The organism is Bradyrhizobium sp. CCBAU 65884, from assembly GCF_028128835.1.
Classification (GTDB): domain Bacteria; phylum Pseudomonadota; class Alphaproteobacteria; order Rhizobiales; family Xanthobacteraceae; genus Bradyrhizobium; species Bradyrhizobium ottawaense.
The window spans coordinates 202,192-227,665 of the sequence record NZ_LBJU01000127.1 but is presented as its reverse complement, the minus strand read 5'-3'; the positions used below and the strand labels follow the sequence as shown (position 1 = coordinate 227,665).

Sequence of the window (25,474 nt, the reverse complement as noted above, 5' to 3'; positions counted from 1 at the left end):
GGAATCGCCAGCGCGAATGCATCAGCGGCACACGTAGGCGCCGTTCACATAGACGCGGACGCATGCTGCGCCGGCAGCTGCCGCACCCACAGCCGCTCCCCCTACGACCGCGCGTCGCGTGGTTCGACGTGCGACGCCGGCAACGCTCGCGGGAGTTGCCGGCCGACCGACCCTGGCTTCGGCGCTTGAAACGCCGAACACGGTGCCGGCGTCGTTTGACCATTGGGTCGAGCCAAAAATTCCGCAGCCCAGAACGGCTGCAAAAAGTAGCGTTCGCCTGATGCCGACCAGCCTCATGGCAACCTCCCTCGTTGTTGTATCAAGCCGAGGTGATCAGCTTCCTTTTATCGTTGGCTCCCGGTTTGATCTGGATCAATGGAGTCGAGATCGCAGCCCAGATGGAGCCAAAGCGCCGACCTAAGGACGAGCTCCACTTAAATCCGAATTCTCTGCTCGTCGGACGGTTCCGGATCTGCGCTACGCTTGTCCGGGACGACAGCGAAGTGTGAATGACGGCCGCCGCAGGAGGCGGGGCGTGTGGCAGCAACCACGCCTAGATCTTCAGTTCCGTCCCCGTCACGCGACGATACGCTTCGAGATACCGCTTGCTGGTCGCGTCCACCACGCTTGCCGGCAGCGGCGGTGGCGGGGCGTCGCCGTTCCAGCGGCCGGCACGGCGCTCGACGTCGAGATAGTCGCGCAAGGGCTGCTTGTCGAAGCTCGCCTGCGGCTGGCCGGGCTTGTAGGCATCGACCGCCCAGAAGCGCGAGGAATCCGGCGTCATCACCTCGTCGATCAGGATGATGCGGCCGTCCTTGTCCTGGCCGAACTCGAACTTGGTGTCGGCGATGATGATGCCCTGCTCGCGCGCCAGCTCCTCGCCGAGCGTGTAGATCGCACGCGTCATGCTTTCCAGCGTGTAGGCGACCTCGTCGCCGACGACCTCGCGCATCTTCGCAATCGTGATGTTCTCGTCATGGCCGGTCTCGGCCTTGGTCGCCGGGCTGAAGATCGAAGGCTCGAGCTTCTCGCTCTCGACGAGGCCGGCCTTCAGCTTCTCGCCCGCGAGCGTGCCGCTGGCGGCGTACTCCTTCCAGGCCGAGCCCGAGATATAGCCGCGGATCACGCACTCGATCGGGAATACGGTGGTGCGCTTGCACAGCATGGCGCGGCCAAGGATCTCGGCGCGGTGCGGTTTCAGCGCCGGCACGGCCGCGATGATCTCGTCGGTATCGGCGCTGATCATGTGATGCGGCACCACGCCTTCGAGCTCGTTGAACCAGAACGCGCTGATTTGCGTCAGCACCGCGCCCTTCATCGGGATGGTCTCGCCCATCACCACGTCGAAGGCGCTGATGCGGTCGGTGGTGACGAGCAGCAGGCGCTCGTCGTCGACGGCGTAAATATCGCGCACCTTGCCGCGTCCGATCTTGGTCAGGGGCAGGTCGCTGGAGAGCATGGTGGTCATCGTCAGGGCCTTGCGACAGGAAATCCGGCCGCGCCGGATGGCGCGGCCGGACACCGGATTAGCCTATTCCGGCAGCGGAATGAACTCATGTTCCTGCGGAACCCCGGCGAAACGGCCGGTTTTCCAGTCCTGCTTGGCCTGCTCGATCCGCTCTTTGCTGGAGGATACGAAATTCCACCAGACGTGGCGCGGCCCCTCCAGTGCATCGCCGCCGAGAAACATCATCCGGGTCGCTTTCAGCGCCTTCACGGTGATGCGGTCGCCCGGGCGGAAGATCAGCAGCCGCGGCGCCTCGTAGCGCTCGTTTGCGATCTCGACCTCGCCGTCGACGATATAGATCGCGCGCTCCTCATGATCGGGATCGAGCGGCACGCTCGCGCCGGCGGCGGCCGTGACCTCGGTGTAGAACCAGGGCGAGACCATGGTCACGGGCGACGTAATGCCGAACGACGAGCCCGCGATCACCCGTGCGGTGAAATCGCGCTCGGAGATCATCGGCAAATCGCCGGCGCCGTAATGCTGGAACGACGGCGCGATCTCTTCCGATCCCGCCGGCAGCGCGATCCAGCTTTGCAGGCCCAGCATCTTCTGGCCCGAGGCGCGCTGCGCATCCGGCGTGCGCTCGGAATGCGCGATGCCGCGCCCGGCCGTCATCAAATTCATCGCGCCGGGCGCGATCTCCTGGACGTTACCCTCGCTGTCGCGATGCATGATCGCGCCATCGAACAGATAGGTCACGGTGGCAAGGCCGATATGCGGATGCGGCCGCACGTCCATGCCCTTGCCGGAGACGAACTGCACCGGTCCGAAATGATCGAAGAAGATGAAGGGCCCGACCATCTGCCGCTTGCCATGCGGCAGCGCACGCCGCACCGCGAACCCGTCGCCGAGATCGCGCGTGCGCGGCACGATGACGAGATCGAGCGCATCGCAGGACATGGGATCGCCGAGCACGGGATCGTTGGAGGGTTGCCAGCTCATGAGTAGGCTCCTTTTGGCTTTCTTGGTCGCGACGGTAGCAGAATTCCGCATCGCCGTCGCGACAAAGGCGGGCCCGACGCCACAGGTGTGATAGCGCCGTACTCCGCGGTCGGCGATGACAGGCCTTAGGGTGGGCAAAGGCGCGTCAGCGCCGTGCCCACCAGCTTTCTCCGATCGAGACGAAGTGGTGGGCACGCTTCGCTTTGCCTACCCTACGATCCGTGAAACCGGGCGATGACGGTTGTGAACGCATGGTCCTTGAAAAAACGGACGCAACGAACGATGTTCGTCCGACTTCAACTGCGACCGATCGCATCACCTGATGAGCCTTGCCGCCATCGACCTCGCCTTTCGCGCCGCCAGCGTCGCTCTGCTACTGATGCTGGCGGCGTCGCTGCTACACGACTTTCGCAACGTGCTGGCAGCCCGCCTCGGTGCTGCCTTCGCGCTCAGCTCGGCCGCGCATGCGGTGAGCTATTCGGTGGATGTCACGTCGCGGGTCCCGCTCTGGCATGCACCGCTGATCGCGTTGTCGACTGGCACCATCGTAGTGTTCTGGCTGTTCACACGCTCCCTGTTTGACGACGAGTTTCACCTCCGCTGGTGGCACGGATGGGTCTGGGCGCTGGTGACGGCCTTCAGCTTCGCAGGCTGCGTCTGGATTGCGCCCAGCGGCCATGTGCGCTTCTCGGTGACGGTGGTCAATCTGATCGTGCTCGGTTTCATCGCCCTTGCGGTCGGGCAGATGATCGCCTCCTGGACAGCTGACCTGGTCGAGCGCCGCCGCAGCGCTCGTGTCTTCGTCGTCTGTGCAACCGCGCTCTATGGCGGGCTGAACGCGGTGCTCCAGATCGCCGTCGTCGGCCACCACGTCGGCGATGTCGCCGAAACCGTCAATGCCGGCGCGCTCGCCTGCACCGTCGCGGCGATCGTCTATGCCATGATGCGCATCGATGGGGCGGATCTGTTTCCGGCCGCGGTGGCGCCCGCCCCGCCGGTTGTTTTCAGTCAGCCTGCGGCCGATGAATCCGCCGATCAAAAACTCATCGACGCCCTGATGCGACTGATGGCGGGCGAGCGGATCTATCGTCAGGAGAATATCACCATCGGCGTGCTGGCGGGCCGGCTGAAAATTCCGGAATACCGGCTGCGCCGGCTGATCAACCAGCGGCTCGGTTATCGCAACTTCAATGTGTTCCTGAACAATCACCGGATCGAGGAGGCCAAGGCTGCGCTCGCCGATGCCACCCAGGCCGAGGTTCCCGTCATCACCATCGCGATGGACGCCGGCTTCCAGTCGCTGGGTCCGTTCAACCGCGCCTTCAAGGCCGTGACTGGGGTGACGCCGACGGAATATCGGCGGCTGAAGGTGAATGCGGCCTAGATTTTTAGACCTTTGAAATCACGTAAGAATTCCGAAATCGACTAGCCTCGATCACTTTCGACGAGGTCGTTTTCCAAATCCGGCGAGCGCGTATCGCCTGCATCCGGCCTGCTCTCCCGCACTCGTCCCAAAGCCGGAGAAAGCCCGTGACTCGCCGCCGCAAGATCATTCTCCTCACCACCACCATCGCCTGTGCGGGCCTCGCGCTCGGCGCCGCACGCGCCCGCGACGTGCCGAAGGTTGCGACCGGCTTCATCGCCCACACGCTCTGCGCGGAGACCTTCGTCTCCGGCCTCGATCCCACGCGCGACCTCGCCGAGACCACCGACGCGATGCCGGGCGCGGATCTGCTCACCTGGGCGATGGATGTTCGGATCGATCGCACGCGCAAGGATGTCACGGTGTCCCTGTTCGGAATCGGCCGCAGCCATGCCGTCTATCGCGAGGGACTTGGTTGCACGCTCGAGCACGGGCAGGGGATCGCCGATGTCGCGTTGCCGCCTGACGACAAGCAGCCCGCGCTGCTCCCCGAGATCGCCGGCCCGGGGATCGTGCCGCCGCAGAGCGAGGGCCTGGCAGCCGCGCTCGACCGCGCCTTTGCCGAGCCCCCGCAGCCGCCTTATCGCCGCACCCGCGCTATCGTTGTCATGAAGGCCGGCCGAATCATCGCCGAGCGCTATGCCGAGGGTATCGGGCCGGAGACGCAACTGCTTGGTTTCTCCATGACGAAGTCGGTGATGTCGGCCCTGACAGGCATTCTGGTGCGACAGGGCAAGTTGAAGCTCGACGGCCCCGCGCCCATCGCCGCCTGGCAAAATCTGGATGATCCGCGTCATCCCATCACCGTCGATCAATTGCTGCGTCACACCGCGGGCATTGCGCTCGGAAGCTCGCTGGAGGCCTCGCTCGGCTCCGCGCTGGAACCGGTCAACACCATGAAATACGCCGAAGACGATATGGCCAGCTTTGCCGAGCGCGCGCCGCTTGTAACCGCGCCGGGCACGGCGTGGAATTATCACGACGGCAACTTCCTCATCCTCGCGCATCTGCTGCGTGATGCCGCCGGCGGCAAGCCCGCCGATGCGCTCCGCTTCGCACGCCGCGAATTGTTCGCGCCACTCGGCATGGTCAACGTCACGCTTCAGCTCGACGCGTCAGGCACGATCGAGGGATCCGGCGAAATGCTGGCCTCCGCGCGCGACTGGGCGCGCTTCGGCCAGCTCTATCTCAACGACGGCATAGCCGGCGGCAAGCGTATCCTGCCCGAGGGCTGGGTGAATTACTCAGCGTCAGCCACGCCGCATGCCTGGGTCGGCATCGGCGCCGGCTTCTGGACCAACCAGGGCGACAGCATTGGTGCAAAGTTTCGCATCACACACGGCTGGCCGCGCGATGCCTTCTTCGCCAAGGGCACGATCGGGCAGTACGCGATCATGATCCCGTCGGAGAAGTTGGTGATCGTGCGGCTCGGTCGCTCGCCGAACGGGCCGCTGGGGGCGGATGGCGTGTTCGATCTCGTGCGTGATGTGATTGCGGCAACGCGCGAGAAGGGGAAGCTGGCGGGGACGAACTAGGCGGCTGTTATCGCCCCAGCTCCGTCGCCTTGGCCACACGGTCGAAACGCTCCAGCGTCATGATCGCATCCGCGAATTTTTCCGCGCGCGCGTTGAGCACGGGGCGCGCGAGCGTCAGGAATTTCTGCTGCATCGCCTGCGCGTCCGGGAACGAATTCGGCTCGCCGGACGGATCCGCATAGAGCCGCTCATGCACGCCATCGTCCGTCGTGATGCTCACGCGGGCGCCGAATGGATGGGTGCGGCCGACCTCGAGCCGGTCGTCCTGCACGACGTCGAATTTGTCGGCGAGTGCGTCGATGGCGACATCGCCAAGGCGGTTGTAGTCGTCCCAGCCGAACGAACCCTGGTCGAGCGCGAGCGCGCCGGTGAAGAACATCGAGAACTGGCCGCCGACGATCGAGGTCGGATGACGCTTGGTGGCGGCATCGCCGGTCAGTGTGATGCCATTGCGATGCAGGCCGATCTCGACGCGCTTGACCTGGTCGGGCGTCAGATTGTGCTCGCGACGCATCGCGATCAGCGCGTCGATCGCGGCATGGGTGTAGCGGCAGCTCGGATACGGTTTGACGCCGATCTTCATGGTCTCGTAGGTCTTGCCGAGCTCGGCGACCGCCTTGTCCGGATGCGCATCGTCGGTGTAGCCGGCGAGCAGGCCGTGCTTGCCCTCGACCGATTCGGTCGCGCCGACGAAATCGTTGCGCGCCAGCGTCGCGGCGATCACGCCATTCATCGCGGCGGCGCCGACCTGGTAGCGCTTGTTCCAGGCGCCGTTGACCAGGAATTGCAGCGAGCCGGCGGCCTGGCTGCCGGAGACACCGAAGGCGGCGATGAGCTGCTGCTCGGAGAGGCCGAGCAGTTTTCCGGCCGCCGCGGCCGCACCATAGGTGCCGGCGGTCGCGGTCGGGTGGAAGCCGCGCGCATAATGCGAGGTCGGATCGAGCGCGTTGCCGAGCCGGCAGCAGACCTCATAACCCGCGACGATCGCGGTCAGCACGTCGCGGCCCGAAGCGCCGACCATCTCGCCGATGGCGAAGGCGGCCGGAACGACCGGCGCGCTCGGATGCAGCGAGGAATCGGCGTGGGTGTCGTCGAAATCGAGGGAATGGCCGAGCGCGCCGTTGAGCAGCGCCGCGATCGCGGGCGTCCAGGTCTTGGAGTCGCCGAACACGGTGGACTCGCCCTTGGTGTCGAGCGCCAGCGCCTCCAGCATTTTCAGCATCGACGGGGTCGATTCCGCCTCGCGCCTGGCCCGGATCGCGCTGCCGAGGAAGTCCAGCGTCAGCACCTTGGCGCGATCCAGCACCTCGGCCGGAATATCCTGGTATTCCAGGTTGAAGACGTAGGCGGCGAGCGTTGCGGTTTCGTGGGCCATCGTGTTTCCTCGTTTTGGCGCGCAAGTTAGGCGGGCTGATTTGGCCTTTCAAGCGGCCTTGGGGCCGCGGGCATCAGCCATGCTTTTGCTTGGCCTGAGAAGATTGGGACGTCTGACCATGGCATTCGCAGGACAGGTGTGGGAGCGGATCAGGTCGCGGCGGACGCAACTGGGATTGGCGATCAGGGTCACGGTCGCCGCGACCGCGGCCTATGCGCTCGCCACCGCGCTGCATCTGCTATTGCCGCTCTGGGCGGTGCTGACCTCACTGATCGTGACCCAGATGAGCGTCGGCCGCTCGCTGAAGGCGACGCGCGACTACATGCTCGGCACCATCGGCGGTGCCATCTATGGCGGCGCCATCGCGATCCTGATTCCTTATTCCAGCGAAGCGGGCCTGCTGGGGCTCCTGGTGCTGTCGGTCGCGCCGCTCGCCTTCATCGCCGCGATCAATCCGAGCCTCAGCGCCGCCACCGTGACCGCCGTGATCGTGCTCCTGGTTCCGACCATGCATCATTCCGATCCCATGACCTCGGCGATCGACCGTGTCAGCGAGGTCGCGGTCGGCGCCATCACGGGATTGCTGGTCTCGTTCCTGGTGCTGCCCTCGCGCGCGGTACGGCAGATCCGTGCCAGCGCCGCGATCCTGCTCGAGCTGATCGCCGATGCCTTCACCGAGCTGCTCGCGGGCCTCACCCGCGGCCGCGACAACGACGCGCTGCACCGGATCCAGGACGGGATCGGCACCGCGATGGTTGGTCTCAATGCCATCGGCACTGAAGCCGAGCGCGAGCGCGCCGCGCGGCTGTCGAGCGGTCCGGACACCGGGCCGCTGCTGCGAACGGTCCTGCGGTTGCGTCATGACGTCGTGATGATTGGCCGCGCCACCGTGGTGCCGTTGCCGATCGAGGTGCAGACGCGGCTCGCAGCACCCCTGACGGAAGTCTCGACCGTGATCGCGCGCTTCCTGCGGTCGGCCGCAGCGGCCTTGCGCGAAGGAGCCGGCGCGCCGCCGATCCATCCGGTCCACGTCGCGCTTCAGCACTACGCCGAAGCGGTTGCCGCCGTGCGCCACGACGGCCTGATCCGCGGCCATGCCGGCGACACTGCCGAGCGCTTCTTCGCACTCGGTTTCTCACTTGAGCAGATGCACCAGAATCTGTGCGACCTCGACCGCGTCGTCGGCGAATGGTCGGAGGTCTCGGACGACAGGACCGCGCGCGTTGCGGAGTGAGTTCGGCGTGTCCTCGTAAACGTCGGCTTTCGACAGCAATGCGCACGTCGCGCGGCTTGGCTGATCGGCTGCCTGAGACGCTGCACGCGCCAGGTTCCATCGGGTCATGCTGCTGACGCAATCTCTGTCTTAGTCAGCGTGAAGCTAAAACACTACGTGAGGACCACTCCGGTTCCCACGACGGTTCCGTAGCCAGGGGTTGGCTCGAATCCGCAAAACGATTGGCGCAAGTTCATGAACGCTTCTGCGTTCGCTTGACCACGTTTGCGGTTCTGGAACCGGACAATCTAAAAAATCACAGGACTTATGATGCTATTCCGCTCGAGCGTCGCAATTTGCGGCGCCCTGGTTGCGCTCGCCTTCTCTGTTGCCGTTGCTCGAAGTGAAACACGTGGGGATCACTCAAGTGACGTCGTCGATGCCGCCTCCGGCGATGCGATCGTTGGCGCGGCGTCCACGTACAATCCGTTCAAGCCCGGCAAGGAGGAGGGCGGTCCGAAGACAGCCACCGGCGAGCGTTATGATCCCTCTGCCTGGACGGCTGCCATCAAGACGAGCTTGCGTCGCAAATTCGGCGGGGTTCAATTTGGCGCGAGGCCGAAATATGCCCTCGTCGAAGCCGTGGGCAAGAAGGTCATCGTCAAGATAAATGACGTGGGGCCACTGAGACCTGGCCGCATCATTGACCTCAATGAGCGGACGATGCGCCATTTCGATCCAAGCATGGACCTCGGGGTCATTCCCGATGTGAGAGTTAGTCCGCTTGCAGGGGACAATTGGACCCCGGGGCCGGTGGGCTGAACGCGGGCGGTGTTCGTCAATGTCGGCCCGGACGGTTCATCGCGCCGGCTCCATGATCCCTGTCATCATGCTGCGAACCACGAGCTTGTGGAAGGGCATGATGAGCGTGAGGTAGGTCCGGCCAAGCAGATTGTGTGTCCGCACCAGCGTGGTCGATGTGACCTGTCGGCCCGCGGCGTCGCCGGCTACGTCGACGACGATGCGGAAGTCGAGGTGGTAGTCGTCGAAACCCGCGACCAGACGGTCGGGCGTTTCGTCGACCACCGGAAAGAGGCCGATCAATCCGTGCGGCGCCGGTGCGCCTTCGCCCGACGTCTTCAGCCCGAACGGCGTCACAACAATGTTGCGCAGGCGCAGCAGCACGTCGATCCAGCGCGGCCCGTGCAGCACCATCCGGGTGCAGGCCTCGCGGGCATTCACCGTCGCTGCGCCGATCTCGACGCGAAACGCGTCGACGAATTGCGCGCCTGCCAGCAGCGTGTTGGCATCGACCTCAGGCGTGACTTCGCGGACGGCCCCGTTCATCTCGCCAGTCTGCGCGTCAGCATCCGGAAGCGCAAGATCAAGAGCCCGGCATAGACGAATGTCCCGAGGGAAAATCCGACCCAGACACCGACCGCGCCGAGCCCCCCGTTGAAGGCCAGCACCCAGGCGATGGGAAAGGCGATGCCCCAATAGCCGATTGCCGCGAACAGCAGTGTCATTCTCGTATCGTTGATGCCGCGTAGCGCGCCACCCATGATGGTCTGCAGACCATCGGCGATGAAGAAGGTGGCGCCGACCAGCAGCAGCGTCGCGGTCAGCTCGATGGTGGCCGCGCTCGCCTCACCGCTGCCGAAGAACAGCCGGCCCAACTGGTAGCGGCCGAGGATGATGGCGATCGTCAGGGCGGAGACCAACGCCATGCCGAGCAAGGCGGCGACGAGCCCGGCGCGCTTCACCGCCGCCGGCTCGCCGCGGCCGAAGGCGTGGCCGACCCGCACGGTGGCCGCCATGCCGATGCCGAGCGGCACCATGAACAGCACGGCGGTGATCTGCAGCGCGATCTGATGCGCGGCAATCGCGGCGGTCGAGATCAACCCCATCAGCAGCGCTGCCGAGGAGAACAGGCCATATTCCAGCAGCAGCGAAAACGAGATCGGTGCGCCGATCGCGATCAGCTGACGCATCAGCGGCCAATCGATCCGCCACAGGCGGGCAAGCGGGCGGTAGTCCGAAAACGGCTTGCGCAGCCCTGCGATCGCGAGCACGGCGACGAACGTGCCGAGGTTGACGATCGTGGTCGCAAGTCCGGCGCCGAACAGGCCGAGCTCCGGCAGGCCGAACAGGCCGTGGATCAGCGCATAGACCAGCGCGGCATTGACCGGGATCGCCGCGAGCGTGATCCAGAGCGGCGGCTGCGGCCGGTTCACCGCGCTCATCATGCTGCGCAACGCGATGAAGCCGAGCGCCGGCGCGATGCCCCAGGCCAGGCCGTTGAGATAGCGCTGGGCCAGCGCGGCCGACTGCGGCGCCTGTCCGAGCGCGAGCAGGATCCGCTCGCCATAGAGCGGCGAGGCCATCATCGGCAGCGAGATCAGCAGCGCGACCCACAGGCCGACGCGCAAGGAGCGGCGGATCAGCCTGACATCTCCGGCGCCAAACGCCTGCGCCGCCAGCGGCGACACCGCAGCCATCAATCCGAGCCCGAAGGTGAAGCTGACGAAATAGACGGTGTGCGCCAGCGCCGCCGCGGCCACCGCATCCTCGCCAAGCCGCCCGATCAGCGCGAGATCGGTCGTGATCATCGCGATCTGCCCGAGCTGCGTCAGCATCATCGGCACGGCCAGCCGCAGCGTCTCGACGAACTCTTCGGCGAGATGGTTCTGCGGCACGCCGGCTTGCGGCTGCGAATGATGTTGGACGGTGTCGAGCATGGCGGCTCATTAGCACGGCCGCGCGACGAAAACATGGCCTGTGAGAGCGAGGAGAGGTGAGGTGCTCCCTATCCGTTAGCTCGGTCTCGTAGGGTGGGCAAAGGCGCGCCGTGCCCACCACCTTTCCAATATTGCAACAGAGGGCGTGGGCACGCTTCCGCCTTCGCTCTACGAGCTACGGCGGACAAGTCGCTCTGCCCACCCTACGATACTATGTGCTTCGCCACCTTCTCCCACGAGGGAGAAGGAAGACAGAACCCTCAGCCCCTCCGCTCCGGCACGCGCGTGATCTTCGCGCCCAGCGCGTTCAGCCGTTCCTCGATGCGCTCGTAGCCACGCTCGATCTGGTCGGCGTTGTTGATGGTGGAGGTGCCCTGGGCGCACACGGCGGCCAGCAACATCGCCATGCCGGCGCGGATGTCGGGTGAGGTCATGGTCGCGCCGTGCAGGCGGCTGGGCCCTGCGATGATGGCGCGGTGCGGGTCGCACAGCACGATGCGCGCGCCCATCGCGATCAGCTTGTCGACGAAGAACATCCTGGATTCGAACATCTTCTCGAACATCAGGATCACGCCCTCGCATTGCGTGGCGGTGACGATCGCGATCGACATCAGGTCGGCCGGAAAGGCCGGCCAGGGCTGGTCCTCCAGCTTCGGCACGTGGCCGCCGAAATCGTCCTGGATCTTCAGTGTCTGGTTCGACGGCACGATCAGGTCGTCGCCCTCGACCCGGCAGACGATGCCGAGCCGCTCGAAACCCATGCGGATCGAGCGCAGATGCTCGACGCCGGCGCGCGTGATGCGAAGCGGCGAGCGCGTCACGGCGGCAAGCCCGATCAGCGAGCCCACCTCGATATGGTCGGGCTGGATCCGATAGGTCGCTTCTCCCAGCGTTGCCGGCCCATGAATGATCATGGTGTTGGTGCCGATGCCCTCGATCTTCGCGCCAAGCGCGACCAGGAAGTTGGCGAGGTCCTGCACATGGGGCTCGGAGGCCGCGTTGCGCAAGTGGGTGACGCCGTCGGCGGCGACCGCCGCCACCAGCGCGTTCTCCGTCGCGGTGACGCTCGGCTCGTCCAGGAACACGTCCGCGCCGGCAAGCTTGGGTGCGCGGAATTCGAGCCGGTCGGTCGCGGTGACCTTGGCGCCCAACTGCTCCAGCGCCAGCACATGGGTGTCCAGGCGGCGGCGGCCGATGACGTCGCCGCCGGGTGGCGGCAGCATCACCTCGCCGCAGCGCGCGAGCAGGGGGCCGGCGAGCAGGATCGAGGCGCGGATGCGCACGCAGAGCTCAGGGTCGAGATCGGCGGCGCGGATGCTCTTGGCATGGATGTGAAGCGTGTTGCGCCCGGTCCATTCCGCCGCCGCGCCGACCGAGCGGATCAGTTCGACCAGCGTCTCGGTGTCGCGGATCCGCGGCACGTTCTCCAGCGTCACCGGATGCTCGGTGAGCAGGGCGGCGGCGATGATCGGCAGCGCTGAATTCTTGTTGCCGGATGGCTCGATCGAGCCCGAGAGCCGGTGACCGCCCTCGACGATATATTGGATGGGCGCCACGTCGGTTTTCTCCGTCCTGTTGCGTTGGGGCGGGCTGCTTCGGGAGCGGAAACTACCGAGAATTGAGCAGGGTAGCAATTCTGCACTTGTCGCGGCGGAAGGCCGCGCGTTGGCCTGAATGGGCCCGCCGTATCCGGCGTTTAGAACAAGCCGATGATATTGGCCACCACATAAAGGATGACGATCAGCATCAGCACGCCCATCGCCAGGAAGGAGATTTCGACGGCAATGGCGCCGGCCCCAAGTGCGGCCGCGACGCCTGCCAGGAGCCTCTCTTCGCGAAACACGAGGGCGAGGACCGAGAGCAGGATGGCAAGCAGACCGAGTGAGATCGCCGCGATCGAGGACGCCTCCCTCAATTGGCTCCCGGTCGACTTCTCCCGCGGCGGGGCCTGGTACTCGACGCCCTTGACGCGCGCGATCAGGCGATCCTTCAGGCGATGGCCGGTGTCGACAATCACCTTGTCCGCCGGCGGTGGCGGGTAAATCGCAGGTATGACCCAATGCGGCAATACGGCCGCGATCAGCGCCAGCACGCCGATGATGCTGCCGATCACCCCGAGGCGGCGGGAGGGGAGGGCGGAACTGGTTGTTGCAGAGGCGGTCATGGCACGACACTTCCCGGCCGGAACCGGCCAACGGGATCATGCCACTTCGTCGCGACGGCGGGTGGTGAGGTTCAGGGTGCTGGGATTAGTCTAGCCGTCATGCCCGGGCTTGTCCGGGGCATCCACGTTCTTTGGCGGGGTAAGACGTGGATGGCCGGGACAAGCCCGGCCACGACGCTGTGGAAGCAGCGAGCCCTCAGATGTCGATCGTCGCGCTCAGCGAATGTTCCTGGATGAAGTCGCGGCGCGGCTCGACCACGTCGCCCATCAGCTTGGTGAAGATGTCGTCGGCCTCGTCGACCTCCTTGACCTTCACCTGCAGCAGCGAGCGCACGTCGGTGTCGAGCGTCGTCTCCCAGAGCTGCTCCGGGTTCATCTCGCCGAGACCTTTGTAGCGCTGCAGTGAGATGCCCTTGCGGCCGGCCTCGGTCACCGCCTCGAACAGGTCGACCGGGCCATGGACCATGTGCTCGGTATCCTTGCGCCGCAGCTTGCCGGAGCGGGCGTAGACGTCCTGTAGCTTCGTTGTGTACTCGTCGAGCTTGCGGGCTTCGGCCGACCCCAGGAACGCATCGTCGATCACAGCGGCTTCCTTGACGCCGCGCACGGTGCGCTCGAACTGGAAGCCCTGGCCTTCCACATATTGCCCGATCCAGCCGCGCTCGACCTCTTCGGCCTGATTGTCCAGCCGGCTCGCGATGTATTGTGCAGCGGCCGCAGCGTTCTCGGGATTGCCGTAGATCGACTTGTTCAGCACGCCGGTGATGGCAGCCTGCTCGATCACCTTGCGGTTATAGCGGCTGTGCAGGTTACGCAGGATGCTGCGGACCACGCGGGCGTCGTCGACCAGCGCGCGCAGATCGCGGCCGGACCGGTCGCCGCCGGTGCCGGGGATGTACACGCAGTCGTCGAGGCCGGCGTCGATCAGATAGTCCTCCAGCGCCCGCTCGTCCTTCAGATACTGCTCGGACTTGCCGCGTGAGACCTTATAGAGCGGCGGCTGGGCGATATAGAGATAGCCGCCGTCGATGATGTCGCGCATCTGCCGGTAGAAGAAGGTCAGCAGCAGCGTGCGGATGTGGGCGCCGTCGACGTCGGCGTCCGTCATCACGATGATCTTGTGATAGCGCAGCTTCTCGATCGAGAACTCGTCGCTGATGCCGGTGCCGAGCGCGGTGATCAGCGTGCCGATCTGTTCCGACGACAGCATCTTGTCGGGGCGTACGCGTTCGACGTTGAGGATCTTGCCGCGCAGCGGCAGCACCGCCTGGAATTCGCGGTTGCGGCCCTGCTTGGCGCTGCCGCCTGCCGAGTCACCCTCGACGATGAAGAGTTCGGATTTGGCCGGATCCTTCTCCTGGCAGTCGGCGAGCTTGCCGGGCAGCGAGGAGACCGAGAGCGGGCTCTTGCGCGTCAATTCGCGCGCCTTTCGCGCAGCCTCACGCGCGGCGGCGGCCTGGATCACCTTGCCGACGATCATCTTGGCTTCGCTCGGATGCTCCTCGAACCAGGCCTGGAGCGCCTCGTTGAGCACGTTCTCGACCACGGGGCGCACTTCCGAGGACACCAGCTTGTCCTTGGTCTGCGACGAAAATTTCGGATCGGGCACCTTCACCGACAGCACGGCGGTGAGGCCTTCGCGGCAATCGTCGCCGGTCAGCGCGATCTTTTCCTTTTTCGCATTGGCCTCGGCATAGCCGTTGACCTGGCGCGTCAGCGCGCCGCGGAAGCCGGCGAGATGGGTGCCGCCGTCCCGCTGCGGGATGTTGTTGGTGAAGCACAGCACGTTCTCGTGGTAGCTGTCGTTCCACCACAAGGCCGCCTCGACGCCAATGCCGTTGGCTTCTGCGCGCACCATGATCGGCGCAGGCACGATCGCCTTCTTGTTGCGGTCGAGATATTTGACGAATTCCTCGACGCCGCCGGAATAGTGCATCTCCTCGCGCTTCTCCACTGCGTGACGCATGTCGGAGAGGGCGATGTTGACGCCGGAATTGAGAAAGGCGAGCTCGCGCAGCCGATGCTCGAGCGTGGCGAAATCATATTCGATGTTCTTGAAGGTCTCGCCCGAAGCGAGGAACGTCACTTCGGTGCCGCGTTTGCCCGGCGCGTCGCCGACCACCACCAGCGGTGCGACGGCATCGCCATGGGCGAACTCGATGTAGTGCTCCTTGTTGTCGCGCCAGATTCGCAAGCCAAGCTTGCTCGACAGCGCGTTGACGACGGAGACGCCGACGCCGTGCAGGCCGCCGGAGACCTTGTAGGAGTTCTGGTCGAACTTTCCGCCGGCGTGCAGCTGGGTCATGATGACCTCGGCCGCCGAGATTCCTTCGCCCTTGTGGATGTCGACGGGAATGCCGCGGCCGTCGTCGCGCACGGTGACGGAATTGTCGGCATTGAGCACGACGTCGACGCGCGTGGCGTGGCCCGCCAGCGCTTCGTCGATCGCGTTGTCGACGACTTCGTAGACCATGTGGTGCAGGCCCGAGCCGTCGTCGGTGTCGCCGATATACATGCCCGGGCGCTTGCGAACGGCATCGAGACCCTTGAGCACGCGGATCGATTCCGCGCCGTAATCGCTCGGATTGGAGGGCTCGTTTTCGGCAGGTGTCTGCCGAGCAGGTTCTGTCATGAGAGGCCTTCGAGATGTCGCCCGAATCAGCCGCGCAAAAGGCGCTGATTTGCGAGCTATTTGTGCCATGAAAGAGAGATTGCGCCTAGCGCAAAGTATCTTCCGGCAACCCTTTGACTAAATGGGGTTTTTGGGCCGGTTTTCAAGGTGTTCGAAGGCCGATTCTGGGGCTCGCGAAAAGCCCGATTCGAGACCCCCTTTTTAGCCTTCAAAGGCGTGGATTTTGCGGGGTCGCAGCGACCTGTTCCGAGGTGCTGTGGCGCCCGGGAACAGGTCTGTGGGGTCAGTAGATCTGATCCGGCTTCCTGTCGTCGTCACCCAACTGGAGGGACCAGGTCTCGCCTGCGGCCACGGTGATGGTATCGGTGCGCAACGTATGGCCCGACACGACCAGCTGGTAGGAATACGTGCCGGGCGGCAGATCCAGTGTTTGTGCGTGATTTTCGCCGCCCGCGATCTTGATGGTCTGATCGTTGATCGCGAGCGAAGCCACGCCGGGCGCAAGATAGCCGAAGATCAGCCGCGCTCGTCCTGGCATCGGCAGGAAATTGGCCTTGGCCACGGCCTCCGTATTCCGCTGCACCAGCTCGACAATGGTCTCGTCCTTCGCACGGCCAAGTTTCAATGTTGCCGGGCCCTTCGGGGAGACGAAGGCGAGCTTAGCGTGATCGGCGGCAACCACAGTGCCGTCAGGCTTTTCCTCCCAGCCGCGCTTTGCGAGCTCCGTGCGGTAGAAGGCGAGCACAGCAGTGAGCGGGGCCTGCACATGGGCTTCGAGTCCGACCCGCAGCGGGATTTCGATGCCGGTCACATGGGTGGTGTTGGAGCTGGAGGAGCTGTATTGCTTCGGCACTGGCATGTCGGCGTCGGGATCCGCCGGCGTGAGTGCAGCCGAAGTGTGCGGTGATAGATGCGGTATCCATCCGCCGGCATTTGCGGCGATCAGGCCGCCCGCGAGGAGGGCGAGACCGCACAGCGGCAGCAACCAGCGTGCCGGACCTCTCATCACAGGCTTTATCGTCGTCATGTTCGTTCCCGGCATCAGGGGCCCGGTAGATCAGTACATCTGCAGCGGCAGCACGTCGCCGCTCGGCCCCACCAGGAGGCCCCAGGCGTCGCCGGCGGCGACGGTGAGGGTTTCGGTGTGGGCCGGGCGCCCGGGCATGCGCAGGGCGTACTGGTAGGTGCCCGGCAGCAGGTCGAGCATCGGGCCTTTCGGCGATTGCGGACCGCCGGCGCCGGCCGCGATCTTCACCGTCTGCTTGTTGATTGTCAGCGAGGCTTCCTTCGTCCCGATATTGCCGAGCATCAGCCTGGCCTGGCCGGGCTTCGGCATGATGTCGGCCTTCACAGCGGCATCCGGATTCTTCTGCGCCAGGCTGACCGTGGTCTCGCCTTTGGCGCGGCCGAGCTTGAGCACGGCCGGGCCTTGCGGCGAGGTGAAGTCGATCTGTGCGCGTTCGGCGGACACGGTGGCGCCGTCGGCCTTTTCCTGCCAGCCGAGCTTGGAAAGCTCGGCCCGGTAGAAGGCCAGGACATCGCCGAGCGGGGCCGCGATGCTGGCTGCCAGCTCGCGGCGGAACGGCATCTCGCTCCCCGGCATTTTGGTGGTGGCGAGCGAGGTCGACGACCGCTGCGTCGGCACGGGGAGCTGGGATTCAGGGTCGGGCTTGAGCGGCTCGGAGGATTTGGCCTGCACTTCGGCGGCGGCCGTCGGCTTCGCGGCGGCCATCACCAGCCCCGATCCGTCGGCGCGGACATTCACCTTCGGGCCCATCTGCATCACGGTCATCGAGATCGACTTGCCGCTCTTGGAGAATTCCATCATCGCCATGTTGGGCTGGTTGATGACGGAGGGTTGCTCCTTCCAGCCGGCGGGCTTGAGTGACGCGCGATAGAACGCGGTGAGCGCCTTGACACTCGAGGTGGAGGAGAATTCGAGATGGCCGTCATTGCCTTCGAACTTCACGCCCTCGGCGGTCTCGGGCAGCGGCACCGGCGTCTTGCTGTCGGCGAGCGCATTCAGCGGCGTATCCGACAGGGCGGCCGCCTGCGTCTTGCGCCTGGCCTCATCGGCGGCAATGAGCTGCTGAGCCGCCCCCAAAGCATCGCCGAGGAACCTTGCGTCCGCCTCCTTCTTCGCCTTGGCGCGGGCCGCAAGTGCGGAGTCCTTCACCTGCGCGGTCAGACTGATCATCGTGAAATCATATTTGCGGCCGAGCCGCAGCACGCCGGTTTCCTCCGCCGATGAGACATTGATCGCGATCTCGTCGCCGGGCGCGAGCGGCGCGTTGCCGTCTTCCCGCCAGCCGCGCGCGGCGAGCTCGCGGTGATAGAAGGCGAGCACGGCGGGCAGCTCGGCCATCGCGGCGGCCGACATCTCGCGCTTGTTGGAGCTCGCGCTGCCAAGACCCCTTGCAGATTTGGTCAGCTTCGGCCGCGGCAGGCCGGCCATGTCATCGTCGGCCTCGAGCTCCTGGGGCAGCGCGAACGGCGCCACCCGGATGTCGACATTGGTGCGGCCGTCGTCGCGTCGTGTCAGGGTCAGCATCACTGGCTTCTGGTAGATGTGCGTCGCGTCGCGATCGGGGTGATCGTAAAAGACGCGCACGCCGTTCGGGACGGTCCCGTCAAGATCGGCGTTCGGCCAGCGCGAGGACGTTTCAGGCGTGAGCTTGCGCCAGCCGATCGCCGCCATTTCCTTCGCAAAGAACTCCGAGGTCGCATCGAACGCGCCGGGCGCGATGCAGCCGAGATAGGGTCGGGTCTCGTCGAACGCGAGATCGGTCGCGCCGTCCGGGAACGGCACGTTCGCATAGATCCGGTTCGGCGTGTAGAACACGGCGGATTGGTCGGAGCGCCCGCGCGCCTGTGTGAAGGAGACGCGCAGCCCCAGCCGACCCTTCTTGAAGGTCAGCGCGGCACTCTTCTCGTCCAGCGGATACACATAGGGCACCCAGCCGTCGGCCCTCAGCAGCTTCTTCGTGGCGTCCGACGTGGCGGCAAGCGCGGTCGGCACAGTGTAGATGACGCGATAGGTGTCGGGGTGCGAAGTATCCTCCACCGCGCCGTCCAGCCGCGGCAGCGTATGGACGTCGACGAAGCTTTCGTCTGCCGCGTCCGCGGGATACGACGTGCTCGCCATCGCGAGAACGCCGCAGGCAAGCAGCAGCCATCTTGCCGGGACTTGCGCCCCAAGCGGGATCATCGGCATCGTCAAACTCCTGGGTGTTGCGCGCGCCGTCGCCCTGCGCATGGGCAGACTGCGACACCTCGGCGCGCGGCCTCAGACGAGAAGTCGCGATGGGAACCGGAGAGGTTCAACGGACGGCGTACGAGCGGCGTCACGGGCCTGATCAGGCAGGCATGGCTCAATACAGCTGGAGCGGCGGCCAGGCGTCGCCGTCGCGCCCGATCGTGAGCTCCCAGGTATCGCCGGCGGCAAGGGTGAGGACGTTCGTGGTGGCTGAATGGTCCGGTACGGTCAGTTCGTAGGAATACTTGCCGGGCGCCAGATCCAGCGACACGGCATTGGCGCCGGCGGCGCGTTTGACGGTTCGTGCGTTGATCGTGAGCGCCGCGTCCCTCCCGCTGATATTGCTGAACACCAGCTTGGCCTGGCCGGGTTCGGGCATGATATTGGCCCGGGTCGCCGCATCGGCGTTCTTCTGCACGAGATGGATCGAGGTGCTGCTGTCCTTGCGGGCGAGCTGGAGTGCGGCCGGCCCCAGCGGGGAGGCGAAAGCGAGCTGGGCGTGATCGGTTGCGATCACCGCGCCATCAGGCTGTTCCTGCCAGCCAAGCTTTCCGAGCTCCGTGCGATAGAAGCTGAGGACGTCGCCGAGCTCTGCGGGCACGGTGGTTTCGAGCCTGGTGCGGAGCGGGGCTTCGACGCCGGGCATCACCGTGGTGTGGGTGCCTCGATAGAGGTAGCGGGTCGGCGCGGGCAGCCGCGCATCGGGATCCGGCGCGAGCGCGACTGAGAACAGTGGCGACAAATTCGATACCCAGGCGCCGGCGCTTGCGGCGAGAAGGCAGCTCGCGAACAGAGCGAGGCCGCACGCAAGAAGTTGCCATCGCGCAGGAGCTCTTGCCCCATGCCTTACCGTCGTCATGCCTACGCTCCAAGCATCGCGCGCGTGTGAAATACTGCGCGATTGCACAACGGCGACACCGTCGGCGCCGCTTCAGACAGCTAGTCGCTGATGGAACAGAGCGGGTTCAACCCGGAGGCCTAGCGTCGCGACGAGACCTGTCCGCTCTCGACGTCGAAGACTTCGCCTCCAGCGCCGATCTCGGCGAAGGCCGCCGGGTCCGCGCCGGTCAGCCACACCTGCGCGCCGAGCTTGCGCAGCTCGTCGAACAACGCCGCGCGTCGGTTCGGATCGAGATGGGCGACGACCTCGTCGAGCAGCAGCAGCGGCACGATGCCGGTCATCTCGGCGACCAGACTCGCATGCGCGAGCACGAGGCCGATCAGCAGCGCCTTCTGCTCGCCCGTGGACGCATCACGCGCGGGCATGCTTTTCGGCGCATAGATCACCTGCAGATCGGTGAGATGCGGGCCGTCGGTGGTGCGGCCGGCGATGGCATCGCGCGGCCGGTTGTCGCGCAGGATCTGGCGGTAGCGGTCCTCGACCGACGTCGCCGTCTCGGTCAGCAGCGCGTTCTCCATCCAGCCGTCGAGCGCGATCTGCGCCGAGGGAAAGGCGGAGGCCTGCGCGCGTGCATTCAGCATGCCGGTGAGCCTTGCCGCGGTCTGGCCGCGCGTTGCCGCGACCGCGACCGCAAGCTCCGCGGTTTCGCGCTCGATCGCGTCGCACCAATGGTCGTCGTAATTGCGAGTTTCGAGCAGGCGGTTGCGCGAGCGCAGCGACCGTTCCAGCGCGTTGATGCGGCTGGAATGCTCGTTGTCGATCGCCAGCACCAGGCGGTCGAAGAAGCGCCGCCGTTCCGAGCCTGCGCCCATGAACAGCCCGTCCATGGCCGGCGTCAGCCACACCATGCGGATATGGTCGCCGAAGGCCGTCGCGGACCCCACCGGCTCGCGGTCGATGCGGCAGCGCCGGCTTACGGCGGCGTCAGAGCGCGGTGCATCAATGCCAGTGCCGAGCGTGGCCAGCCCCAGCGCGCCCTCGACCTGCGCGGAGACGGCCCAGGATCCGTCCCCCTGGTTGTCGGCGACGTCTTCCAGCGTCGCCCGCCGCAAGCCCCGGCCCGGCGACAGAAACGAGATCGCCTCGATGCAATTGGTCTTGCCCGCCCCGTTCAGCCCGACCAGCGCCACCATGTCAGCCGCCGTCTCGAGCCCCGCCGCCCGATAATTGCGAAAATGCGTCAGCGTCAGGCGATGAATGCGGGAGGGGGTCATCAGTTATTCGTTCTGGCGCGATTCTTCCCCTCTCCCCTTGTGGGAGAGGGTGGCGCCTCACGCAGTGAGGCGACGGGTGAGGGGTATCTTACCGCCCGGCAAGCTTTGCAAGGATATCCTCCAATACAGAAGCGGGCTGCTGTAGCACGTCGTTGTTCCAGTAGCGCAATGTCCAAAACCCTTCGGCAGCAAGCGTCGCCTCACGCGTCGCGTCTCGCTGCGATTCCGAGTGTTGGCTTCCGTCGATCTCGATCACGAGGCGCTTCTCGAAGCAGACGAAATCGAGAATGTAGTTTTTGAACGGTACCTGTCGGCGAAACTTGAAAGTGGAGAGCCGACGATCCCTCAGCAAGCGCCACATTGCGGTTTCAGCATCGGTTGGTTCGTGCCGCGTTCTTCGCGAATTGGCGGAGACGCTTGGCGACTGGCCGATGGGATGGCTCCTGCGGCACGAACCCCTCACCCGACTGAGTGTGTATCCGCCAGCGGAGATGCCCTCTCCCACAAGGGGAGAGGGCACAACAATGTGCGTCGCGCTTGTGGCGACAGGGAAGGCTGTAGCTTCACCCTCTCCCCTTGTGGGAGAGGGTGGCTTCGCGCAGCGAAGCCGGGCGAGGGGTTGTCTCCGCGTACAAGGTATCCCGAGAGGAGGAGCACGTCCCTCACACCCGCATCGGCATCAGCACGTACAATGCGCTTTTGTCGTCGCGGTCTTGCACCAGGGTGGGCGAGCCCGGATCGGCAAGCCTGAGCGTTGCGACGTCGCCTTCGATCTGGGCTGCGATGTCGAGCAAATAGCGGGAGTTGAAGCCGATATCGAGGGCGTCGGAGGCGTATTCGACCTCGAGCTCTTCGGTCGCGCTGCCGGAATCCGGATTGGTCACCGACAGCACCAGCTTGCCCGGCGACAGCGACAGCTTCACCGCCCGGCCGCGCTCGCTGGAGATCGTCGAGACGCGGTCGACAGCGTTCTCAAAGTCCTTCTTGTCGACGACGAGCTCCTTGTCGTTGCCCTGCGGGATGACGCGGCCGTAGTCGGGGAAGGTGCCGTCGATCAGTTTCGAGGTCAGCACGACGTTCCCGATCGTAAAGCGGATTTTTGCCTGCGACAGCTCGATCGTCATCTCGGCGTCGGTATCCTCGATCAGGCGCTGCACCTCGCCGACGGTCTTGCGCGGCACGATCACGCCGGGCATGCCCTCGGCGCCCTTCGGCTGCACCAAATCGAGCTGGGCGAGGCGGTGGCCATCGGTGGCGACGCCGCGTAAGGTGGCGGCCTTGGGCGTGCCGGCGGCGTGCAGGTAGATGCCGTTGAGATAATAGCGGGTCTCCTCGGTGGAGATCGCGAACTGGGTGCGGTCAATCAGCCGCTTGACGTCCTTGGCGGCGAGCGAGAAGGAGTGCGACATGTCGCCGGCGGCCAGATCCGGGAAATCATTCTCCGGCAGGGTCTGCAGCGTGAAGCGCGAGCGGCCGGCGCGGATCGCCAGCACCGCGCGGTCGCCGTCGGCTTCCAGCACGATCTGCGAGCCGTCGGGCAGCTTGCGCACGATGTCGTAGAACATGTGCGCTGGCACGGTGGTGGAGCCCGCGGTCGCGGTTTCCGCCGGCAGCGTCTCCGTCACCTCGAGATCGAGGTCGGTTGCCTTCAGCGACAATTTGGCGTTTTCGGCCCGGACCAGCACGTTGCCGAGGATCGGAATCGTGTTGCGGCGCTCGACCACGCGGTGGACGTGGCCCAGTGACTTCAGGAGTTGCGCGCGTTCGACCGTAACCTTCATTGCACTACTCGCCCGATCCCCAAAATGAAGACGCCGGGCGGTCGAAAAGCCCCGCCGCGGCACCGATGACCCCGGCAGGTCAGGGCCATCCAACCGATATGACCAAAGCCGCCAGGGTCGCGCAAGGTGGCTCGGATGGCCCCCGGATTCAAGGGATCGGGGGCCAGTTCCGCACGATTCCCACGATTTACCGCCCAAATGAAAACCGCCGCCTAGGCATGGCCGGGGCGGCGGTAGAATGGCAGGAGTGCCTTAGGCGTTTATTCCTGAAGCTGGCGCTTCAGCGACTCCACTTCCTCGGACAGCGCGGTGTCCTTGGAGACCAGGGCCTCGATCTTGCGCACGGCGTGCAGCACCGTGGTGTGGTCGCGCCCGCCGAAGCGGCGGCCGATCTCGGGGAGCGAGCGCAGGGTCAGCGTCTTGGCGAGATACATCGCCACCTGGCGCGGGCGCACCACGTTGGCGGTGCGGCGCGAGGAGAGCAGGTCGGAGCGGCTGACATTATACTGCCGCGCCACGACGCGCTGGATGTCCTCGATCTTGATCCGCTTGGGCTCCTGCGGCCGGACCAGGTCGCGCACCTCGTGCTCCGCCATCTCCAGCGTCACCGGCCGGTTGTTGAGCTTCGAGTGCGCCAGCAGGCGGTTGATCGCGCCTTCGAGGTCGCGGCCGTTATGGGTGATGGTGCGCGCCAGATAATGCAGCACCTCCTCCGGTACCTCGAAGGTCGCATGATGGGCGCGGGCCGCGGCGACGCGCGACTTGAGGATGCCGTGACGCAGCTCTTCGCCGAGTGAGCCCATCTCGACCACGAGGCCGCCGGCGAGCCGCGAGCGGACGCGGTCATCGAGGCTTTCGAGATCGGACGGCGGCCGGTCGGCGGCGATCACGACCTGGCGGCCGGCATCGATCAGCGCGTTCAGCGTGTGACAGAACTCGGCCTGGGTCGACTTGCCCTGCAGGAACTGCAGATCGTCGATCACCAGCACGTCGATGCCGCGTAGCGCTTCCTTGAAGGCCAGCGCCGTCTGCGTCTTCAGCGCGGCGACGAAGCCGTACATGAATTTCTCTGCCGTCAGGTACAGCACCTTGCGCTCGTTACCGGAATTGCCGGCCCAGGTCACCGCCTGGAGCAGATGCGTCTTGCCGAGGCCGACGCCGGCATGGATGTAGAGCGGGTTGAACATCACGGGGTCGCCGCGGCGACCTTCGGCGACCTGACGCGCGGCTGCATGCGCCAGCGTGTTGGAACGGCCGACGACGAAGCTCGCGAAAGTCAGGCGCGGATCGAGCGGCGAGCCGCCGAGCGCATCGTGATTGGCCGACACCGGCGCGGTCGCGGTCGAGCGCAGCTCCGGTGTGGGCGTGCGTCGCGTCTCGACCGGCGCGGGGGCTTCCTTCGGCTGTATCACCGGGCGCACGGCCGAACGCACCGTGAGGTCGATGCGATGCACTTCCGGCATCTCGGCCTGCCAGCACGACAACACGCGCTCGGCATAATGAGCCTGAATCCAGCTCTTCAGGAACCGGGTCGGCACCGAGAGGCGCACACTCTCGTCCTGCACGCCTTCCAGATCCATGCGCGCAAACCAGCTCGTGTAAACGTCTTCGCCGACGGTCGAGCGCAGCCGACCCTTCACGCGTGACCAGCGATCCTGTTCCATTGTCATCGTCAAAAAACTTCTCTTGAGAGATAAGGTTGCGTTGTGAGCGCCATGCAGGGGTTCCCTGGTCATGGCGCGACCTCAAGCGAGTCCATCGTCAGGCATAGCTCGACCGTTCGGCGCAAACGCCGCGGGTCAGATCAGCGATGTCGGAGATGGAGAGTTCGCGAGGTCAGCGCGTACTCGACGCGCCCTCGCACGTGGGAGGCTGAACGCTGGACGGATCGGAGACGGCATCGTTGAACGATGGAACTTGTGTCAATACCGCGTTGAATCCGTAGGCCATGATACCTCCCCGTCCTGCCGTGATCGCTCACGACAAGGTCCTGCTTCTGAAGACACCCGCGACGAAAAATCGCTGATGCCCTGCCCGTCTGCACTGTTCGTCCGCTCGGCTTCGCCATCGCTCGTGTCGGGGTAACTTTGCGATGTCCGTGCGTCTCGCGCGATCGGGATACGCAAGATCCCGCTTGGAGACATTCAGACAAAGAGATACCATTCCCATATTGCTATGGGTTTTTGATCCGACATTCGCTTTTTGAAGCGTCGCCTACGTGCACACCGCCGCCGATTTGCACGCTCGCCCCGTTTCCTAAACCGCGCTGGTCTGAAGATCGTGGGCGCCGCTGACGACTTAAGGAATACACTATGCGGAAAGACTCGCAACGAAATTGATTCACACTTGAGGCGTCAAAAAACTTGACCTCGGTTAACGCCGCGCGGGAGTTGTTCACAGGCTCGGAAGCAAGTTTTTGGATTCGTGCACAGAATCGAGAATGCCGGGCATCATGTGACAATTCTCCGTCACTGCTAAAAAAATTTTTACAAATTCGTCACGCGCCGGACGTGTCGGCGAATTTTCCAAATGCTTGCGGTCGCTATGTCGATAAGTGATTAGCGAGACATCGCTTTTTGAGTCTCGTTTCACAGGGTAACTCCATAGCCACGCGCGTTCCGGTGAATCTACGGTGTGCAGAACTCCTGCGTGCGCGAATTCATCTTAGCCCCGCAGCACAGGGGTTTTTGCAACGCGGTGAAAGTTTCCACTGTTGCAAGACATCGGCAGGTAGAACTACGGAACGAAGAATAGCGCAGGCGGTGCAAACCTTCCGATCGAAGATCGACTGTG

General features: G+C 65.1%; 19 protein-coding genes and 1 pseudogene. 4 read left to right on the top strand and 16 right to left on the bottom strand.

Translation table 11 applies throughout. The features are described 5' to 3' along the window. Nucleotides 1-21: 21 nt before the first annotated feature. The 3 genes from XI03_RS29140 to XI03_RS29130 all read right to left on the bottom strand — a co-directional run bounded on the left by XI03_RS29140 (nucleotide 22) and on the right by XI03_RS29130 (nucleotide 2,449). The gene (locus XI03_RS29140) at nucleotides 22-297 is read right to left on the bottom strand and encodes a hypothetical protein (RefSeq protein WP_080670069.1); all 276 of its coding nucleotides are present in this window, start codon (nucleotides 295-297) and stop codon (nucleotides 22-24) included. A gap of 256 nt (nucleotides 298-553) precedes the next feature. Then, nucleotides 554-1,468 carry a phosphoribosylaminoimidazolesuccinocarboxamide synthase gene (locus XI03_RS29135; protein ID WP_095425334.1) on the bottom strand — a complete coding sequence of 305 codons (915 nt, stop codon included), beginning with the start codon at nucleotides 1,466-1,468 and terminating at the stop codon, nucleotides 554-556. A 63-nt stretch (nucleotides 1,469-1,531) separates the two neighbouring features. Beyond that, nucleotides 1,532-2,449, bottom strand: a complete 918-nt coding sequence (locus tag XI03_RS29130; protein ID WP_271594060.1) for a pirin family protein — start codon at nucleotides 2,447-2,449, stop codon at nucleotides 1,532-1,534. 322 nt (nucleotides 2,450-2,771) lie between these two features. Here XI03_RS29130 and XI03_RS29125 point away from each other — a divergent pair, with 322 nt between their 5' ends. Next, complete coding sequence (locus XI03_RS29125) at nucleotides 2,772-3,833, top strand: helix-turn-helix domain-containing protein (RefSeq protein ID WP_271594059.1); 1,062 nt, start codon at nucleotides 2,772-2,774, stop codon at nucleotides 3,831-3,833. A gap of 146 nt (nucleotides 3,834-3,979) precedes the next feature. Then, on the top strand, nucleotides 3,980-5,407 hold the full coding sequence (locus tag XI03_RS29120; protein WP_271594058.1) for a serine hydrolase domain-containing protein: 1,428 nt from the start codon (nucleotides 3,980-3,982) through the stop codon (nucleotides 5,405-5,407). Between the two features lie 7 nt (nucleotides 5,408-5,414). Here the strand turns inward: XI03_RS29120 and XI03_RS29115 are convergent, their stop codons facing one another. After that, a complete protein-coding gene (locus XI03_RS29115; protein WP_271594057.1) occupies nucleotides 5,415-6,782 on the bottom strand; it encodes an MmgE/PrpD family protein in 1,368 nt (455 codons plus the stop codon). Nucleotides 6,783-6,900: 118 nt separating this feature from the next. On the opposite strand from XI03_RS29115, the gene XI03_RS29110 reads away from it, so the two are divergent. Both XI03_RS29110 and XI03_RS29105 read left to right on the top strand, forming a co-directional pair. Beyond that, nucleotides 6,901-8,016: an FUSC family protein gene (locus XI03_RS29110; protein WP_152102184.1), complete on the top strand. Its 1,116-nt coding sequence runs from the start codon at nucleotides 6,901-6,903 to the stop codon at nucleotides 8,014-8,016. 306 nt (nucleotides 8,017-8,322) lie between these two features. Further along, nucleotides 8,323-8,817, top strand: coding sequence for a septal ring lytic transglycosylase RlpA family protein (locus XI03_RS29105; RefSeq protein WP_028139537.1), 495 nt, complete (start codon nucleotides 8,323-8,325; stop codon nucleotides 8,815-8,817). Between the two features lie 36 nt (nucleotides 8,818-8,853). Here XI03_RS29105 and XI03_RS29100 read toward each other — a convergent pair whose 3' ends face one another. The 12 genes and pseudogenes from XI03_RS29100 to dnaA all read right to left on the bottom strand — a co-directional run bounded on the left by XI03_RS29100 (nucleotide 8,854) and on the right by dnaA (nucleotide 24,351). Beyond that, complete coding sequence (locus XI03_RS29100) at nucleotides 8,854-9,342, bottom strand: DUF2867 domain-containing protein (RefSeq protein ID WP_271594056.1); 489 nt, start codon at nucleotides 9,340-9,342, stop codon at nucleotides 8,854-8,856. Further along, complete coding sequence (locus XI03_RS29095; protein ID WP_271594055.1) at nucleotides 9,339-10,733, bottom strand: MATE family efflux transporter; 1,395 nt, start codon at nucleotides 10,731-10,733, stop codon at nucleotides 9,339-9,341. Before XI03_RS29095 ends, XI03_RS29100 begins: the two co-directional genes overlap by 4 nt. Before the next feature lie 260 nt (nucleotides 10,734-10,993). Then, the gene (gene murA / locus XI03_RS29090; RefSeq protein WP_152102187.1) at nucleotides 10,994-12,289 is read right to left on the bottom strand and encodes a UDP-N-acetylglucosamine 1-carboxyvinyltransferase; all 1,296 of its coding nucleotides are present in this window, start codon (nucleotides 12,287-12,289) and stop codon (nucleotides 10,994-10,996) included. Nucleotides 12,290-12,429: 140 nt separating this feature from the next. Continuing rightward, a complete protein-coding gene (locus tag XI03_RS29085) occupies nucleotides 12,430-12,897 on the bottom strand; it encodes a hypothetical protein (RefSeq protein ID WP_028139541.1) in 468 nt (155 codons plus the stop codon). Between the two features lie 196 nt (nucleotides 12,898-13,093). Next, entirely contained in the window at nucleotides 13,094-15,529 is a 2,436-nt protein-coding gene (gene gyrB, locus XI03_RS29080) for a DNA topoisomerase (ATP-hydrolyzing) subunit B (protein WP_028139542.1), read from the bottom strand. A 283-nt stretch (nucleotides 15,530-15,812) separates the two neighbouring features. Next, nucleotides 15,813-16,514: a hypothetical protein gene (locus XI03_RS29075; RefSeq protein WP_442869753.1), complete on the bottom strand. Its 702-nt coding sequence runs from the start codon at nucleotides 16,512-16,514 to the stop codon at nucleotides 15,813-15,815. A 72-nt stretch (nucleotides 16,515-16,586) separates the two neighbouring features. Further along, a complete protein-coding gene (locus XI03_RS29070; RefSeq protein ID WP_095424958.1) occupies nucleotides 16,587-18,743 on the bottom strand; it encodes a hypothetical protein in 2,157 nt (718 codons plus the stop codon). Between the two features lie 157 nt (nucleotides 18,744-18,900). Then, the gene (locus XI03_RS29065) at nucleotides 18,901-19,644 is read right to left on the bottom strand and encodes a hypothetical protein (RefSeq protein ID WP_038970644.1); all 744 of its coding nucleotides are present in this window, start codon (nucleotides 19,642-19,644) and stop codon (nucleotides 18,901-18,903) included. Between the two features lie 119 nt (nucleotides 19,645-19,763). After that, a complete protein-coding gene (gene recF, locus XI03_RS29060) occupies nucleotides 19,764-20,900 on the bottom strand; it encodes a DNA replication/repair protein RecF (RefSeq protein ID WP_212475298.1) in 1,137 nt (378 codons plus the stop codon). An 88-nt stretch (nucleotides 20,901-20,988) separates the two neighbouring features. Then, nucleotides 20,989-21,352, bottom strand: a pseudogene (locus XI03_RS29055) (endonuclease domain-containing protein). A 210-nt stretch (nucleotides 21,353-21,562) separates the two neighbouring features. Then, nucleotides 21,563-22,681 carry a DNA polymerase III subunit beta gene (gene dnaN / locus XI03_RS29050; protein ID WP_018319464.1) on the bottom strand — a complete coding sequence of 373 codons (1,119 nt, stop codon included), beginning with the start codon at nucleotides 22,679-22,681 and terminating at the stop codon, nucleotides 21,563-21,565. Nucleotides 22,682-22,941: 260 nt separating this feature from the next. Then, on the bottom strand, nucleotides 22,942-24,351 hold the full coding sequence (gene dnaA / locus XI03_RS29045) for a chromosomal replication initiator protein DnaA (protein WP_028139548.1): 1,410 nt from the start codon (nucleotides 24,349-24,351) through the stop codon (nucleotides 22,942-22,944). Between the last annotated feature and the right edge of the window lie 1,123 nt (nucleotides 24,352-25,474).